This is a genomic window from Streptomyces sp. NPDC055400, assembly GCF_053644375.1.
Window position 1 is genome coordinate 129,309 of the sequence record NZ_JBSHLM010000022.1, and the last position, 14,846, is coordinate 144,154.

At 69.4% G+C, this 14,846-nt stretch carries 10 protein-coding genes and 3 pseudogenes; 1 reads left to right on the forward strand and 12 read right to left on the reverse strand.

Annotation, left to right across the window (positions count from 1 at the left end):
* Positions 1–9: 9 nt before the first annotated feature.
* The 6 genes and pseudogenes from ACWIGU_RS41945 to ACWIGU_RS41970 form a co-directional block, all read right to left on the reverse strand.
* A complete protein-coding gene (locus ACWIGU_RS41945; protein ID WP_454407113.1) occupies positions 10–561 on the reverse strand; it encodes an acyl-CoA dehydrogenase family protein in 552 nt (183 codons plus the stop codon).
* Between the two features lie 50 nt (positions 562–611).
* Positions 612–929 (reverse strand): annotated as a pseudogene (locus tag ACWIGU_RS41950) (acyl-CoA dehydrogenase family protein); the annotation flags it as partial.
* Positions 930–1,347: 418 nt separating this feature from the next.
* A complete protein-coding gene (locus tag ACWIGU_RS41955) occupies positions 1,348–2,154 on the reverse strand; it encodes an SDR family NAD(P)-dependent oxidoreductase (RefSeq protein ID WP_454407114.1) in 807 nt (268 codons plus the stop codon).
* Positions 2,141–4,828 carry a family 78 glycoside hydrolase catalytic domain gene (locus ACWIGU_RS41960; RefSeq protein ID WP_454407115.1) on the reverse strand — a complete coding sequence of 896 codons (2,688 nt, stop codon included), beginning with the start codon at positions 4,826–4,828 and terminating at the stop codon, positions 2,141–2,143. Before ACWIGU_RS41960 ends, ACWIGU_RS41955 begins: the two co-directional genes overlap by 14 nt.
* Positions 4,829–4,876: 48 nt before the next feature.
* Entirely contained in the window at positions 4,877–6,187 is a 1,311-nt protein-coding gene (locus ACWIGU_RS41965) for an MFS transporter (protein ID WP_454407116.1), read from the reverse strand.
* A 131-nt stretch (positions 6,188–6,318) separates the two neighbouring features.
* The gene (locus tag ACWIGU_RS41970) at positions 6,319–7,509 is read right to left on the reverse strand and encodes a family 1 glycosylhydrolase (protein ID WP_454407117.1); all 1,191 of its coding nucleotides are present in this window, start codon (positions 7,507–7,509) and stop codon (positions 6,319–6,321) included.
* Positions 7,510–7,698: 189 nt separating this feature from the next.
* On the opposite strand from ACWIGU_RS41970, the gene ACWIGU_RS41975 reads away from it, so the two are divergent.
* A complete protein-coding gene (locus tag ACWIGU_RS41975) occupies positions 7,699–8,316 on the forward strand; it encodes a TetR/AcrR family transcriptional regulator (RefSeq protein WP_454407118.1) in 618 nt (205 codons plus the stop codon).
* 2 nt (positions 8,317–8,318) lie between these two features.
* Here the strand turns inward: ACWIGU_RS41975 and ACWIGU_RS41980 are convergent, their stop codons facing one another.
* The 6 genes and pseudogenes from ACWIGU_RS41980 to ACWIGU_RS42005 all read right to left on the reverse strand — a co-directional run bounded on the left by ACWIGU_RS41980 (position 8,319) and on the right by ACWIGU_RS42005 (position 14,616).
* Entirely contained in the window at positions 8,319–8,945 is a 627-nt protein-coding gene (locus ACWIGU_RS41980; protein WP_454407119.1) for a TetR/AcrR family transcriptional regulator, read from the reverse strand.
* A gap of 151 nt (positions 8,946–9,096) precedes the next feature.
* Positions 9,097–9,417, reverse strand: a pseudogene (locus ACWIGU_RS41985) (DUF5605 domain-containing protein); the annotation flags it as partial.
* Positions 9,407–9,517, reverse strand: a pseudogene (locus ACWIGU_RS41990) (hypothetical protein); the annotation flags it as partial. The pseudogenes ACWIGU_RS41985 and ACWIGU_RS41990, both read right to left, overlap by 11 nt.
* Before the next feature lie 84 nt (positions 9,518–9,601).
* Positions 9,602–11,350, reverse strand: coding sequence for a family 43 glycosylhydrolase (locus ACWIGU_RS41995; RefSeq protein WP_454407120.1), 1,749 nt, complete (start codon positions 11,348–11,350; stop codon positions 9,602–9,604).
* Between the two features lie 52 nt (positions 11,351–11,402).
* Entirely contained in the window at positions 11,403–13,469 is a 2,067-nt protein-coding gene (locus tag ACWIGU_RS42000) for a beta-galactosidase (RefSeq protein ID WP_454407121.1), read from the reverse strand.
* 118 nt (positions 13,470–13,587) lie between these two features.
* On the reverse strand, positions 13,588–14,616 hold the full coding sequence (locus ACWIGU_RS42005) for a LacI family DNA-binding transcriptional regulator (RefSeq protein ID WP_454407122.1): 1,029 nt from the start codon (positions 14,614–14,616) through the stop codon (positions 13,588–13,590).
* Between the last annotated feature and the right edge of the window lie 230 nt (positions 14,617–14,846).

Consider the following 14,846-nt stretch of genomic DNA (forward strand, 5'->3'; position numbering starts at 1 on the left):
GTCAGTTGGTCAGTAGCTCCTCGGCAGACCCAACGTATGCGAGCCAAGGTAGTTGAGGACCATCTCCTGGCTGATCGGGGCTATCTTGAGCAGCCGTGCTTCCCTGAAGTACCGCGCCACGGCGTATTCCTCGGCGTATCCCATACCGCCATGCGTCTGAAGTGCACGGTCGGCGGCGTCGAACCCGGCGTCCGCGCACAGGTACTTGGCCGTGTTGGCTTCGCGGCCGGCCGGTCGACCGTTGTCGTAGAGCCATGTTGCCTTGCGCAGCACCAGCTCGGCGGCGTCGAGCCGGGCGAGGGAGTCGGCGAGGGGGAACTGCAGGCCTTGGTTCATCCCGATCGGCCGTCCGAACCCCTCGCGCTCATTTCCGTACTTGACCGCGCGCTCCAGGGCGACACGGCCCAGGCCCAGGGCTTCGGCGGCGATCAGCATCCGCTCCGGATTGAGGCCGTCGAGCAGATACCGGAAGCCTTCCCCCTCCTCGCCGACCCGATCGGCGACGGGCACGCGCAGACCGTCGATGAACAACTCGTTGGAGGTGACGGCGTTGCGCCCCATCTTGGCGAGGGACGGACGTCGACGTGCGCGCGGTCCAGGTCGGTGAGGAACAGAGTCATCCCGTCCGTCTTCCTCACCACCTCATCGGCCCTGGTGGTGCGGGTCAGCAGCAGGATCTTCTCCGACTCGACCGCCTTGGAGATCCACACCTTGCGCCCGTCGACGACGTAGTGATCCCCTTCCCGGCGGGCGAACGTCGTGATCCGCGTCGTGTCGAGACCCGCACCCGGCTCGGTGACGCCGAAGCAGACGTGCAAGTCGCCTTTGGCGATGCGGGGCAGCGTGCGCCGCTTGAGTTCCTCGGAGCCGTGCACGACGACCGGGTGCATCCCGAAGATGTTGAGATGGATCGCGCTCGCAGCATTCATCCCGCCGCCTGACCGCGCGACGGCCCCGCCCTCCGACGACCTGCCCGGCTACGCGGAGCGGCTCTTTGACTACCACCGGGGCCCACCCCGAGGCGTTGCGCCTGGTGATGTGGGAGGCGCTGGAGATCGGGGACGGGCCGTCCCCGCCGAGACGGAGCGCACCGCGCCCTACGGCGACAAGGTGCGGGCCGCACAGGCGGGCGACGCCGAGGACGACGCCCGCGTGCGGGTGATCTTCACGCTGGCCCTGACGGGCTGGAGCGTTGCCATGCCGCAGCTTCGGCGCCTGGTCCTCGGCCCCGAGGTCGGCATGGACGAGCTACGTCGAGAAGTCGCTCGTACGGTGGCCTCGTTCCCCAAGCGAGCCTTGGCGGCGGCTTGTCAGGACCGCCGCGACGTGCGGCATCACCCGTCCAGGTCAGGCTGTCGTGCCGCCGTCGGCGAGCAGCGTGCTGCCAGTCATGAACATCGACAGGTCGCTGACGCAGAAGAAGACGACGCGGGCGATGTCGTCGGGTGTGCCGGTGCGGCCGATCGGGCTGGGCATCATCAGGGCCACGTCATCGGCCGTGAGGTCCGGGACGCCGGCTGCCGCGATGGCCAGTTGGTTGCCTTCGGTCGGTACGTAACTGGGCGCGACGGCGAGTACGCGGATGCCTTGCGGCGCGAGCTCCAGGGCGCTCTGCCGGGTGAGGCCGCGCACCGCGTGCTTGGAGCCGACGTAGGCGGCGAGACCGGGCGCGCTGCCGCGGAAACCCGCGGTGGAGCAGACGTTCACGATGACGCCGCCCTCGCTCAAGACCCGGGCGGCCTCGCGGGTACCGGCCAGGGTGCCGCGCGCGTTGACCGCGAACACCTGGTCCCACGTCGCGTCGTCCAGGTCCGCGATCGACACGCTCGGGAAGACGCCCGCGTTGTTGACCCACGCGTCGAGCCCGGACCAGCGCGTCGCGGCGAGATCCGCCGCTTCCCGTACGTCGTCGGAGTCGGTGACGTCCATCTCTACGCCGACGACGTCGGTGCCGTATCGGTCGGCGAGTTCGGCGGCCGTGGCCTTGGCGAGTTCGGCGTCGATGTCGCCGAGGAGCAGGCGGGCGCCGGCCTCGGCGAGCCGGATGGCGATCGCCTTGCCGAGACCACGGCCGCCTCCGGTGACGACGACGCGGCGCTCGCGCAGACTGATCAGCTCTGAGAGGGAAGCGGCGGAGACATCAGGCATGGGCATGAGACACGTCCTTCGAGTCGGTGATGGGGCTGGGGTGTGCGCATTCGGCGTGTACGGAGCCGGGCCCGGCGGTGACGTGTGTGCCGTCCGGCAGGGCCAGCGTCGCGGTCGACCCGGCGGGCACGTCCACGTCGAGATGGAAGATGCCCGCGGAGATGGACCACTTGACCGTGATCAGACCCTGCGGGCTGTCGAACGAACCGGACGCCCAGGTCAGTCCGGCTCCCGGCACGGGCGCCACGACGAACGTCTCCCAGACGACCGACCCCGGCGCCTGCCGCAGGCCGAGCGTGTGGGTGTGCAGGAAGCGGACGACGGCGCCCTTGCTGTAGTGGTTCAGGGAGGCGGTGGCGCTGCCGTCGGCGTCGACGCCGTCCCAGTCCTCCCAGATCGTGGTCGCGCCCCGGTCGAGCATGCCCAGCCAGGACGGCGAGGTGCGCTGTGTCAGGACGGTGTACGCGACATCGGCGTGCCCCGAGTCGGCGAGCACCGGCAGCAGGTCGGCGGTGGACAGGAACCCTGTGCTGAGGTGGTCGTCCGCCGCGTGCACCAGGTCCACCAGATGGGTGGCCGCGGCGTCACGCAACTGCTCCGGCACCAGGCCGAAGCCGAGCGCCCGTACATACGAGGCCTGAGTCCCGGCAACGGTGCGGCCCTCGGCGTCGAAGAACTCCGCACGCCAGGTCTCCCGGATGCGGCGCGCCAACTCGCCGTATTTGCTGGCCGCTTCATTCTTGCCGAGCACCGCGGCGATGGAGGCGATCGTGCGTACGGAGCGGTAGAGGTATGCGGTTCCGACCTCACCCTTGTCGGCCATGAACCACCCCCTGGGGTCGGAAGCGACCGGATCGATGAGCGTGCCGTCCGTCGCGCGTCGCTTCGGCTCGCACCACTCGCCCCAGTGGAACGTGCCGTCCCACACGAACTCCTCGTGCGGGCACGGTACTTGGGAGCGCTCGACACGGGACGGGTGCCGCTTGGTGCGGGCCGCGGCGAGCGCGAACTCCACCCAGCGCACCATTGCATCCCAGTTCTCCGCGAGGACCACGTCATCGCCGTACGTCTCGTGAAGTACCCAGGGCACGTGGACGATCGCGTCTCCCCAGCCGGCGGACCCGGTGATGTGGTCGACCATGGGGTCGGGGTGCATCTTGAGGTGGTTCGGGTCGGGGGAGGAGTTCACGATCCGCCCGTCGGGCAGCTGGTCGTCGCGCACGGAGCGCAGCCACTTGCGGGAGAACCCGTCCACGTCGAAGAGGCGCACGGCGGTCGAGACGAAGACCTGGTAGTCGCCGGTCCAGCCGAGCCGCTCGCGGGTGGGGCAGTCGGTGGGCACGTCGACGGCGTTGGAGCGGAAGCTCCAGTGCGCCGCGTCGTGCAGGCGCGTCAGGTCGGCGTCGCTGCAGGCGAAGGCGCCGGTGGGGCGCAGGTCGGTGTGGACGACCTGCATCGAGATCGCCTGCGCGAGAGTGGCGGCGTCGAGTCCGTCGCGCCAGACTCTGGCGTAGCGGAACCCATGGACGGTGTGCCGTGGTTCGAATGCGGCGCCGATGGAACCGTCGGAGACGACCTCGTCGCGTTGCACGAACGGAACCGGTGGTTCGCCTGGACGGGAGCTGTCGAGGTGGCTGGTCGTCAAGTCAGCCTTTGCGTCTATGTGTTCGCCGTGTTCGATGACGGTGCATGTGCCGGTCGGGCCGAGATTTGTCAGGCGTATGCGGCCCGACGCGTTCTGTCCGAAGTCGACGACGCAGGAGCCGTCCGGCGTCCGGGTCACGCCGACCGGCGCGATGCTCTCGATCCGGCGTACGGGTGGGGCAGGGGACCAGTCGACATGAGGCGCCTCAACGGTCCATAGACTGACCGGAGTTGGAGCACGGGTGGATGGGCGGAAGTCGGTGGTCTGCCCGTCCATCAGATCGGCCCGGACGATCGCGCTCGGCCGTGACACCCATGCGGGCCCGGTGCCGGAAGCCGACCACGCTTCGTCGTCGTACTCGATGTGCACCTCCAGACGGGCGGCTGTCCGCGTGCCCCATCGCGCCGGCCGTCGCCAGGCACCCGACTTGCCCCGGTACCAGCCGTCCGACAGCACGATCTCAAGGGAGTTGGGGCCCGGACGCAGGTCAGCGGCGATGTCCTCGGCCTGGGCGTGGAGCGTCTCGGCGTACGACGTGGTGCCGGGTGCGAGTTCGGTGTCACCGACCCGGCGGCCGTTGAGGAACACCTCGTACACCCCGAGGGCGGTCGCGTACAGCCGGGCCCTGGTCCACGACCGATCCTCGTCGAGGACGACGGAGCCGCTCAGTGTGTGCACGGAACCGGGTTCCGCCTCGGGCGGGGAGATCCAGCGGGACGACGTCCAGTCGGGGGCGAGCAGCCCCACTTCGAAGCAATGGGGCGCCGACCAGGGCGTGACGGTGTCGCCCGCACGCGTACGCACCTGCCAGCTGACCCGGTCCCTGCTGGTGAGCGGGTGCCACGGCCACGGCACGAACAGGTGGCGTGGCGACGTGACGCCGACGAGGAGCAGGGCGATGCCGTTCACGTGCGCCCGGAGTTCGTAGCCGTCCTGCGCCGGCCGGCCCGCGGGCAGTTGCCAGGACAGGCGGGGTTGGGCGTCGCGGACGGCGGGCCCGTCCGTGCTCAGGTTCACCGGAGCATCTGCGTACATGGATTTCGTTCTCTCCGAACCGTTCACAAGGGTGGTGGGGCGTGCGGCTCAGCGGACCGACCGCACGCACGTCACGATCAACAAGCCGCCCACCAGGGCGAAGACGGCGCCCGTCAGATAGAGCGCGGTGTAGTTCTTGGTGTCGCCCGTCGTGCTCAGGGCGATGATGACCGGTGCCACCAGGGGGGCGAGGGCGCTGGGGATCTTCTGCGAGAAGGCGACCATCGCCATGTAGCGGCCCGCCTCGGCGCGGTCCGGCAGGACCGCCATGGCGATCGCCTGGTCGACCGAGGAGAAGACGGCGATGGCCAGCTGCATCAGCACCGAGCCGATGAACAGCATCGGGAAGGAGTACGCGAACGCCTCCACGACCGCGCCGCAGATGAACACCAGCGCGCCGATCATCGTGAACAGTCGTCTGCGGCCCAGCTTGTCGGAGAGGAATCCGCCGCCGACTGCCCCGGCGATGGCGGCGACGATGCCCACTATGCCGACTGTGGCGACCGCCCCGGCGACCTCCTTCACCGGAAGGCCGAGGCGCTGCGAGTAGAAGAAGGTGCTGAAGGTGGTGTTGAAGTACAGCCCCATGAAGAAGACGAACCGGCCGAGCCAGTTCCAGCCGAAGTCGGGGTGCTTGCGCGGATTGAAGACGTAGCTCGCCAGGATCCTCCTGAGCGATACCGGCTCCGCCGCCCTGGCCGTCGTACGGGAGCCGGGCTCAGCGCCGCGCACCGCGAACGTCATCGCGAGGGCCAGACCCAGTGCACCGGGCACGACGAAGACGAGGAGTGTGCCCGGCAGGACCGCGGCGATGCCGATGCCGACGACCGGGCCGATCTGCCCGGTGACCGCGGTCAGCCCGGAGACCTTGCCGCGCTGCTCATCGGGGACGCGGTCGGCCTGGAGGGTGAGGATCGCCTGGGACGCTGTCGCCCAGCCGAGCATCGCGACGATCCAACCGGCCCCGATGAGCAGCAGGTTGGGGGCGAGGGAGATGGCGGTGAGGGCCAGCAGGCCGAGGACGCTGCCGCCGATCAGGAACGGCTGCCGGCGGCCGAAGGGGCTGCGCGTCCGGTCGCTCCAGATGCCGAGCAGCGGGCTCGCGACGAGGTAGACGGCCTGGGCGATGCCGGTGATGTATCCGAGCACCTCCTCCCAGCCCGGCGCGAGCTGATCGATGCGCAGGGCCAGGGTGTACGTCAGGGGCAGGACGTAGGCCATGGAGACGCCGAAGTTGGCGGCGACCATCCAGATCAGGTAGCCACGCCCGACCCGGTGCGGGCCGGTGGCGGGGGTGGGCGGCTCGAGGGCCGTGGCGGGGCCGGTGCGGCTGCCGGACAGGGGTGTCTCGTCCTGCACGGTGACTCCGTTGTCAAAGGGGTACGAGGGTGTGCGATGTGGGAGGTGCGGGAAGTGTGGTGCGTCAAGTGCATGAACTGTGGGGTGCTCACGGGGTGTGGTTCGGGCAGGGGATCGGACAGGGGGAGGTGTCAGGGGCGGCCGCGGCGCGCGACCTCGCCGAGCCATGCCAGGCTCGGCTTCGGGGTGCGCGTGAACGACTCCCGGTCGACGGCGATCAGACCGAACGTCGGCTCCCAGTGCCCCCACTCGTAGTTGTCGAGGGCGCTCCAGTGCAGATAGCCGCGTACCTCGATGCTGTCGTCGGCCGCCGCGAAGAGCTGGCGCAGCGCCTCGCCGGTATAGGCGATGCGGCGCCGGTCATCAGCGGTCGCGATGCCGTTCTCGGTGACGAGGACCGGGACGCCGCCCGTCACGTCCCAGGTGTGGCGCACCGCCATGCCGAGCGCGTCGGGCCGGTAGGCGGTGCCGACCAGGGTGTTGTCGGGGTGCGGCGGGTGCGGCTCGATGCCGTCCTTGCCGACCCACTGACTGGAGTACGACTGGACACCGACGAAGTCGTCACCGCGCGCGGCCTCCAGGTACAGGTCCTCCCAGATGTGCTCCAGCTCCCGCAGTTTCTCCTCGGCGCCGGGGCGCGCGGCGAACGCGCGGTTGGCCACGCTCCAGCCGACCGCCGCGCCGGTGCGGGCCCGCACGATGTCGCGGACGGCGTGGTGGGCCTTGACGAGCGCGGCACCGATCTCCGGGTCCGGCGCGGGCAGGGTGGGGCGTGAGTCGTTGTCCACGGTCGGGCTCTGCCAGCTGTCGGTGGGGTGCTCCCGCATCCGTCGCTCGATGGTGAGCATCATCGCCAGCATGTTGGGCTCGTTCATGGTGACGACGTACGGCACGTCGTCGAGGATGCCGGTGACCTGCTCGACGTACGAGACGAAGTGGTCGACGGCCCGCTCTCCGAGCCACCCGCCCTCCTCGGCGAACCAGCGCGGATTCGTGAAGTGGTGCAGGGTGATCACGGGCGTGAGGCCGAGGCCGAGTGCGGTGTCGATCATGCGGCGGTAGTGGGTGAGCTCGGCGCGGGAGAAGTGTCCCGGAACCGGCTCCACACGCGCCCACTCGATACCGAAGCGGTAGGCGTTGAGTCCGGCGTCCGCGAGCAGGCGCATGTCCTCCTCGTAGCGGTGGTAGCTGTCGACGGCGTCGCCGCTGCGTTCCATGCCGGGCATCTGGCCCTCGCGGGCCCACCAGTCGCTGTTGACGTTGTTGCCCTCGATCTGGTGCGGGGCGGTGGCGGCGCCCCAGAGGAAGGTCGACATGTCCATGAAGTGGTCCTTGAGAAAGGAGGAAGGAGGAGGGCGGGACTGAAGTGCCGAAGTCCCGTGCTGTGCGGGCGCCGATTGGAATGTAACCACCTTGGCTACTTTTCGAGTGAGATTAAACTCCCGGGCAGCGGCAGAGAGCAAGACCCTGGTACGAATCAGTGGTCACGGGGCAACGGCGCAGGAGGCACCATGAGTTCGTCGAGCACCGGCACCCACCGCCGGGGGCAGTACGCCACCACGCCGGCCCGGCGGCTGCAGATCGTCCGGGCGGCCCTGGCGAGCTTCGCCGAGCACGGCTTCGAGCGGGCCTCGCTGCGCGACATCGCCGCCCGCGCCGGGGTCACGCACGCCGCGCTGCTGCGCCATTTCGCGGGCAAGGAGGAACTGCTCCTCGCCGCCCTCACGCAGCGTGAGGCGGACGAGGAGGAGCAGGCCGCCCGGATCATTGCCTTGGGGACAGCCGGTCCCGCGGTGCTCAGCGCGGTCCTCGCCGACGAGTTCGCCGACCCGGACTACCAGCGCAACTGGATGGCGCTGACCGTCGCCGCGACCAGCCCCGACCACCCGGCACACGACTTCTTCTCCAAGCGGCGCGAGCGGATGCGCACCCGGTTCCGCACCAGCAGTCTGCGCACGGCGTACGACAGCCCCGAGGTGACCGCGGACGAGAAGGTGGTGATGGTCCTTGCGATGATGGACGGGTTGCGGATCCAGACCCTGCTCGACCCGTCACAGGACGCGCTGCGCCTGCTGGAGATCTTCATGCGGGCGGTGATCGGGCCCGAGCCCGATGAGAGCGACGCCTGACGTCAGGGAGCGGTGGGTGCCCCGGCCTCCTGCCTGTCCTCCGGAAACACCAGCTGCATGAAGGCCAGCATCGCCCCGACGATGTCGAGGTCCTGGTCGAGCAGCCACTGCAACTGCAGGCCGTTCAGCACGGCTTGGAGCAGGGTGGCCGCGTGATCGGGGTCGAGGCCTTCGTGCAGTGCGCCGTGGTCGGCCTGGCCCCGCATGCCCTGGGTGTAGCTCTCGCGGCTCTTGTCGTAGCGCTGGACGAAGTAGGCGTGTGCCGGATGCTCCGGGCGTGAGGCGGCCGCGGCCAGCTCGATCCACAGGCGCATCAGCTCGGGGGTCTTTTGGTGATGGCGCAACAACGTGCCGAGATAGGACGCGAGTTCATCCATGCCCGAGACGTTCGCCATGCCGAGCTGCCACTCCGCCTCGTCGCGCTCGGCTAGCACGGCCGCGAGCAGCTCGTCCTTGCTGCGGAAGTGGTGCAGCAGCCCGGCATGGGTGATGCCGGCCCGCACGGCGATGTCCCGGAGCGACGCCTTCGTGAACCCGTTCTCGGCGAAGCTGCCGCGCGCCGCCCGGACGATCTCCGCCCGCCGCGCCGCCGACTTCGCGTACGGGCCGCGGGCCTTGGGCTCCGTCACTGTGTGCTACCTCTCCCTGCTCGCCCACCCCGAAAACCTTCCAAGGGTCGGCATTTGGCCGCCTGCGGGGAGTCTGAACGATGGTCATCAAGAGCGCAAGGTACCCGCCTCGGTGTCGTCGGGCAGCCGGGACAGACGGCACCGCCATGTAGGGACGCCCCGGGAGCTTTACGCGGACGCTGGTGCTCTCCGTCACGCCGACGCGGTCGATCGTCATGGCCCAGGTGTCGATCACGTCGATTGCGAAGCGCCCGCCTTCGGGCACGTCGATGTTCCGCAAGCGCGGACGGCCGAAGCCGCAGTAGAGGAGCTCGTACGTGCCCGCGGCTCCACCACGCGGGAGGTCCCAGTCGGAGGGGAGCGGGTCGAGAACGCCGGTGGGGGACTCGCGGATGACGCGGGGGCAGTGCGTGATCCACGGCTTCGTGTGGTCGTAGGCATGAATCGGACCGGTACGCTCCGTCACCGTCATAGAAGCCACCCGCGCGCACCTCGCGCCGCCCGTCGCTGAACACGGCGGCGAGTTCGACATAGGTGAACGCATGGCCACGCGAGGGGCCGTCGAGCTCGATCTCGAACTCGTCTCACTGAGCGCAGTGTTCGTCGTGACGCATAGGAGCCTTTCGGTCGGAGAGCGGTGCGGCGGGCGAGCGCGATCACTTCACGTGCACGGTCTCCCCGGGCGTGATGCCCCCTTCGCCGAAGGCGTCCACCGCCACCCAGTACGTCGCGTCGGCGTTGAGTGAGCGCAGGTCGAGCGACGTCCGCTCGTGCACCTGCCAGCTGTGGTACAGCTTTTGCGGATCGCGGCCGTACCGGACGTTGTACCCGGTGGCCCCGGCGACGGCGTCCCATTCGACCGCGGCGGTGCGGCCGTCGACCCGCCGGGCCCGAACGCTCACCGCGTGCGGAGCCGCGTCGTCGCCCGTGCTGAAGACCCGTACACCGCTCAGCGCGAAGACGCCGCCGAACGGCATGCGACCGCCGGTGACCCGGACGAACCGGGCCCGCAACGGTGTGTCGAGGACGAGGAAGGCGTGCGGGGCATCGGTGTCCATGCCCCGGGAATCGCGCACGACGGTCCACTGTCGACCGTCCTCGGAGACCTCCACCGCAGTCTCGGCCGACTCATGGGTGGGGAAGATGCCGCGCCAGATGTGACGGTTCCAGTCCGCTCCCTCGGGGACCTCGGGGGCGCTGTCGCCCAGCTGGTGATCGGCCAGGTTGACCTGGACCGCGTGCACCGTCTTGCTCTCGCCGAGGTCGAGGGTCAGCGACTCGCCCGGTGCACGCGTCCCGGCCGCCCACCAGGTGCGGATGTCCTCGTTCACGGAATGCTCCGGACCGTGGCCGGGCGCCGAGGACGAGGCGACGGCATCCGCCTTGTACGACAGCAGCATCCAGGGCGGCGGCGTCCACGGGTCGAACGGCGCGTCCGGAACAGCCATCGGGTAGTCGGCGAAGTTCTGGTTGCAGAACAGCACGCCGTCGTCGTCGAAGCCGGCGGGGAAGATCCCGACGCGCCGCTCGAAGTCGTCGTTCACCGAGATCCGCATGGTCGACGTGTGCCACCAGTTGCCGTGCCGGTCCTGGAACGTGCTGCCGTGACCTGCCCCGGTGATGAAGCCGCCCGGCTTCGAGGAGAAGGGGCTGTCGAGGGAGTACGTGAACGGGCCCAGCGGGAACGGCGAGGTGTAGTAGCCGTCGGCGTAGGTGTTGAACTGCGTGGCGGGCGCCGCGTACTGCAGGTAGTAGGTGCCGTCGTGCTTGGTCATCCACGCGCCCTCGATATACGGCTTGCCCTGGAGCCGGACGAGGGCGGCTTCCTGGTCGGGGTGGGCCGGAGTGGAGAGGTAGTCCTCACCGACCTGCTCCCAGCCGTGAGTCGAGACATCGGACAGGAACAGGGGCGTCGGCTCGCCGATCTGCTCGAAGGCCGCCGACAGCCGCACCCCGTAGAGGGGGGTCTTGTTGTCGCACCCCCAGTAGAGGTAGACGTCGCCGTCGTCGTCCTGGAAGAGGTTCGGGTCCCAGAAGGGGAAGGTGCCGGGCGTGACTTCGGTGAAGTCGTCGGCGAGCGGGTCGAGGCTGCGGAAGAAGGGGCAGTTGTCCGTCTTCCTCGACGCGCTGATGTACAGCGCCCCGTCGACCTCCCGGACGTCCGGCGCGTAGTCGAGGGCGGGCAGTTTCGAGGTGGGGCGGTACTCCCACTCCACGAGGTCGGCCGAGTGCCAGAAGCCCGCCGACATCGAGACGAACATGTAGAAGCGGCCCTGGAACAGCACGATGGAGGGGTCCGCTGCTTCCCGGTGTACGGATCGACGCGTGCCGTCGCCCGTGCGAATGTCCTGGTAGCGGTAGGGGAGATCGAGGGGATTGCAGAGCACGCGCTGGGCAGAGCGCATCGAGAGGTCTCCTGCAGTGAGTGACAGTGGACAGTGAGTGCGGCGGGTCGGGTCAGTCGCGGTCGGTGAACACCTTCACGTCCCATTGGCCGAGCTCGACCGACTGGCCGGCCTCGTAGGTGACGTGGGTGAGGGCGTCGTGCGCGCCGTTGGGCAGCGGAACGGACACCGGGTCCCATGACCAGTTGTGCAGGAAGCGGACGCGGCGGCCGTCACGTGCGGTGGCCGAGGACGCCGTGACGCTCGGGTGGGGGCGGCCCTCAATGTCGTCTGGCGCTGCCCAGTTGAACAGGGCCTCGCCGAAGGCGGGGTCGGGCACCGTGCCGACGTACGAGATGCGCCCGGCGCCGTGCTGTCGGGTGGTGGCGGCGGGCCAGCGCCCGAGGTGCGGGTCGTCGTAGGAGGCCAGCACGTCTGCCCCGTCCGGGACGAGGGCATCCGCCCAGTGCAGGGCCCGAGCTCCGGGCGGCAGCGGGAGTTCGGCGCTGCCGTGCACTTCAACTGGCGTGTCCAGATTGGTGAATTCGTCGTACGAGACTCCCGCGGCCCCGGACAGACGGGCCGGCTGGACGTCGGTGCGGGCCCGAGCCTCGGGGTCCGCATAGCCGGTGCGCGGCCCGATCACCAGGTGGCCGCCGGATTCCGCGTAGGCGAGCAGCCGGTCAAGGGTCGCGTCGTCCGCGGCGTAGAAGGCCGGAACGACGAGCAGCGGAGGCAGGTCGACAGTGCCGAGCTGGTCGGGATGGACCAGGCGGGCCTGCAGACCCGCGTCGAACGCGCCGCGGTAGAAGGCGTCGAAGACGGTCTCGTACGAGCGCTGGTCCGGCGAGCCACCCGGCTTGGCCAGTGCGGGCTTGGCCTGCAGCGCCCACTTGCTGGGCAGCGAAAACAGGAACGCGACGTCCGCGTCCGGGGTGAGGGAGGCGACCAGATCGCCAGCCGTCTCCAACTCGGCGCCCAGGGCAGCTAGTTCGCGGTAGATGCGGCCCGGCCGGCCGCTGTGCGGGAGGATGCCGCCCACGTAGGTCTCGGTGCCGAAATGCAGGGTGTGCCAGTGCCAGTACTCGATCATCGAGGCGCCCCGCGCGATCAGGGCCCAGGCGGCTTGGCGCCACTGGCCGTCGTAGGCGGACTGGTTGCGCCAGGAGGGGCCGACGCTCTGGGCGTTGGTCTCGGTGACCAGGAACGGTTCCTGTCGGGAGGCGTAGATGCGGTCGGCGATGCGGTAGAGGGCCCACGTTCCGTCGTTGGACATCGTGGCCTCGTGCGAGGGGCGCGTGTCTGGTAGCGCGAGGGAGTCCTGCATCGCGTAGTACGGGTTGCCTGCGGCGACGTCGAGGCGGCGGGTGAGTGCGTCGTCCTCGATTCCGGGGCGGTCGTAGGCGATGCACGTGGTGACGAACTGCTCGGGGCTCGCGTACTCGCGTACGATCCCGGCCTGCCAGTCGATGAACTCGGTGGTGAGCTGGGCCTGGAAGCGGCGCCAGGCCAGGTCGTACTGCGGCTGGGTGTTGCCGTCGGGCCTCCACAGGTCGGCCCAGGTCGACAGGCGGTGCGACCAATAGGTAAGGCCCCACTCGCGGTTGAGGGTGTCCACGTCGCCGTAGGTGTGGCGCAGATGGTCGACGAAGCGCTGGAAGACGCCGTGGTTGTGGAACAGCTCCAGGCCGGGCTCGTTGTCGACCTGGAAACCGATGACGGCGGGGTGGTCGGTGTACCGGGCGACAACCTTGCGGATGACGCGTTCGGCGTGGAAGCGGAACGCCGGGTGGGTGTAGTCCACTTCCTGCCGCGAGCCCCAGCCGATGCGCTGCCCTGTGCCGCGTTCGCCCGCGATCTCGGGGTACTGGCGGGCGAGCCACGGGGGTATCGCGTAGGTCGGGGTGCCGACGACGACGGCCATGCCGCGTTCGTGCGCGCCGTCCAACACCGGCTCGAGCCAATCGAGTTCGAAGTGTCCGTTGTCGGGCTCCCAGGTCGACCACACCGACTCGCCGACGCGGATGAGGTTGAAGCGGGCCTCGGCCATGAGGTCGAGGTCGTCCTTGAGGCGTTCGTAGGGCTGGTACTCGTGGTAGTAAGCGGCGCCGAACAGGACCCTGTCGGGTGGTTGAAACATGGCTTTCCTTCGCATCGGATGGTGCCCTGGCGTGTAACGGCATGCCACCGAAGCCGCCGGCAGCGGCAGCGGCAGGGGCTTCGACGGGCGGTGGTTGGGGGTCTCGCGGCTGCCTGGATCAGTCGCGCGGGGGGCGGCTGGAGTCTCGTACGACCAACTGCGTGGCCAGTTCCACGTGGTGGGAGTCGATCTTCTCCTCGGCGGCCAGCTGGAGGGCGGTGCGCAGAGCCACGGCGCCCATCTCGCGGACGGGGCCGTGGATCGTGGTCAGCGGCGGGGAGGTCACCTCGGCGAGGGGCGTGTTGTCGAAACCGACGATGCTCAGGTCCTCCGGCACGCGCAGCCCGCGCCGCCGGGCGGCCTCGATGACCCCGGCGGCCAGTTCGTCGGATGCGGCGAACACTGCGGTGGGCGCGGGGTCTTCCGCCAGCAGCCGCCCACCGTGCTCGATGCCCTCGGCGGCGTGGAACGTTCCGGCGTGACGGACCAATTGGGGCGCAACCTGTGCACCTGCCGCCTCCATCGCGCTACGGAAGCCGTGCAGCCGGGCCTGGTTGGAGCCAGCGCGTTCGGTGCCGCCGAGGTAGGCGATACGGCGGTGGCCCAGGGAAAGCAGATGCGCGGCCGCGGTGTGGCCGCCGGAGAAGTTGGTGACGCCGACGCTGACGATCGAGTGGTCGGGCAGCACTTCCGGGTCGAGAAGCACCAGCGGCATCCGGTACCGGGCGAGGGCTTCACGGGCTGGCGTCGGCAAGGAGTTCGCAGTGACGGCGATGACTGCGCGCCGTCCTGCGGCGGCGAGGCCGCGGGCCCAGGCGACGGGATCGGTCGTCGGATCTTGGTCGCCGCGCCGGCCCACCACCACGGCGATGCCCTCACGGGCACCGGCGTCCACCACGCTCTGAATGATCTCGGTGTGGTAGATGCTCAGCCGCTCGAAACCGAAGAACAGCTCCACGGTGGGATGTGAGCGCAGATCGTCCCGGTAGCCGCCGTAGTTGTGGTCCCGCAGGAGGTCCAGGACCTTGTCGCGCGTCTCCTTGGCCACGTCGGGACGGCCGTTGATGACCTTGGAGACGGTGGCGACCGACACGCCGGCGGACTCGGCGACCTGCGCAAGGGTGACGCGTTGGGGCTCGGATGCCATAGCTCTCCCAGGGGCAAGTGGCGGGCCAGCGGCCCGCGTTGCGCAGCACCGTAGCACCGAAAATATTTTCGTTAACCCTCCAGGTCAAGACTGTTGCTGGAGTGGAAAATTAACCATGCGGAAGGGATTGACGGACGGGTGGCACGGCTCTAGCGTTCACCGCCAGCGCGACCGGCAGAAATTTATTTCGAGCACCAAGGTCACTTCTTTTCGGACCTCTGTGGCCGGCG

Excerpts from the sequence above, each read along its gene's own strand:
- ACWIGU_RS41945 (WP_454407113.1), bottom strand. The coding sequence starts at position 561 with ATGGGGCGCAACGCCGTCACCTCCAACGAGTTGTTCATCGACGGTCTG.
- ACWIGU_RS41955 (WP_454407114.1), bottom strand. The coding sequence starts at position 2,154 with ATGCCCATGCCTGATGTCTCCGCCGCTTCCCTCTCAGAGCTGATCAGT.
- ACWIGU_RS41960 (WP_454407115.1), bottom strand. The coding sequence starts at position 4,828 with ATGTACGCAGATGCTCCGGTGAACCTGAGCACGGACGGGCCCGCCGTC.
- ACWIGU_RS41970 (WP_454407117.1), bottom strand. The coding sequence starts at position 7,509 with ATGGACATGTCGACCTTCCTCTGGGGCGCCGCCACCGCCCCGCACCAG.
- ACWIGU_RS41975 (WP_454407118.1), top strand. The coding sequence starts at position 7,699 with ATGAGTTCGTCGAGCACCGGCACCCACCGCCGGGGGCAGTACGCCACC.
- ACWIGU_RS41995 (WP_454407120.1), bottom strand. The coding sequence starts at position 11,350 with ATGCGCTCTGCCCAGCGCGTGCTCTGCAATCCCCTCGATCTCCCCTAC.
- ACWIGU_RS42000 (WP_454407121.1), bottom strand. The coding sequence starts at position 13,469 with ATGTTTCAACCACCCGACAGGGTCCTGTTCGGCGCCGCTTACTACCAC.
- ACWIGU_RS42005 (WP_454407122.1), bottom strand. The coding sequence starts at position 14,616 with ATGGCATCCGAGCCCCAACGCGTCACCCTTGCGCAGGTCGCCGAGTCC.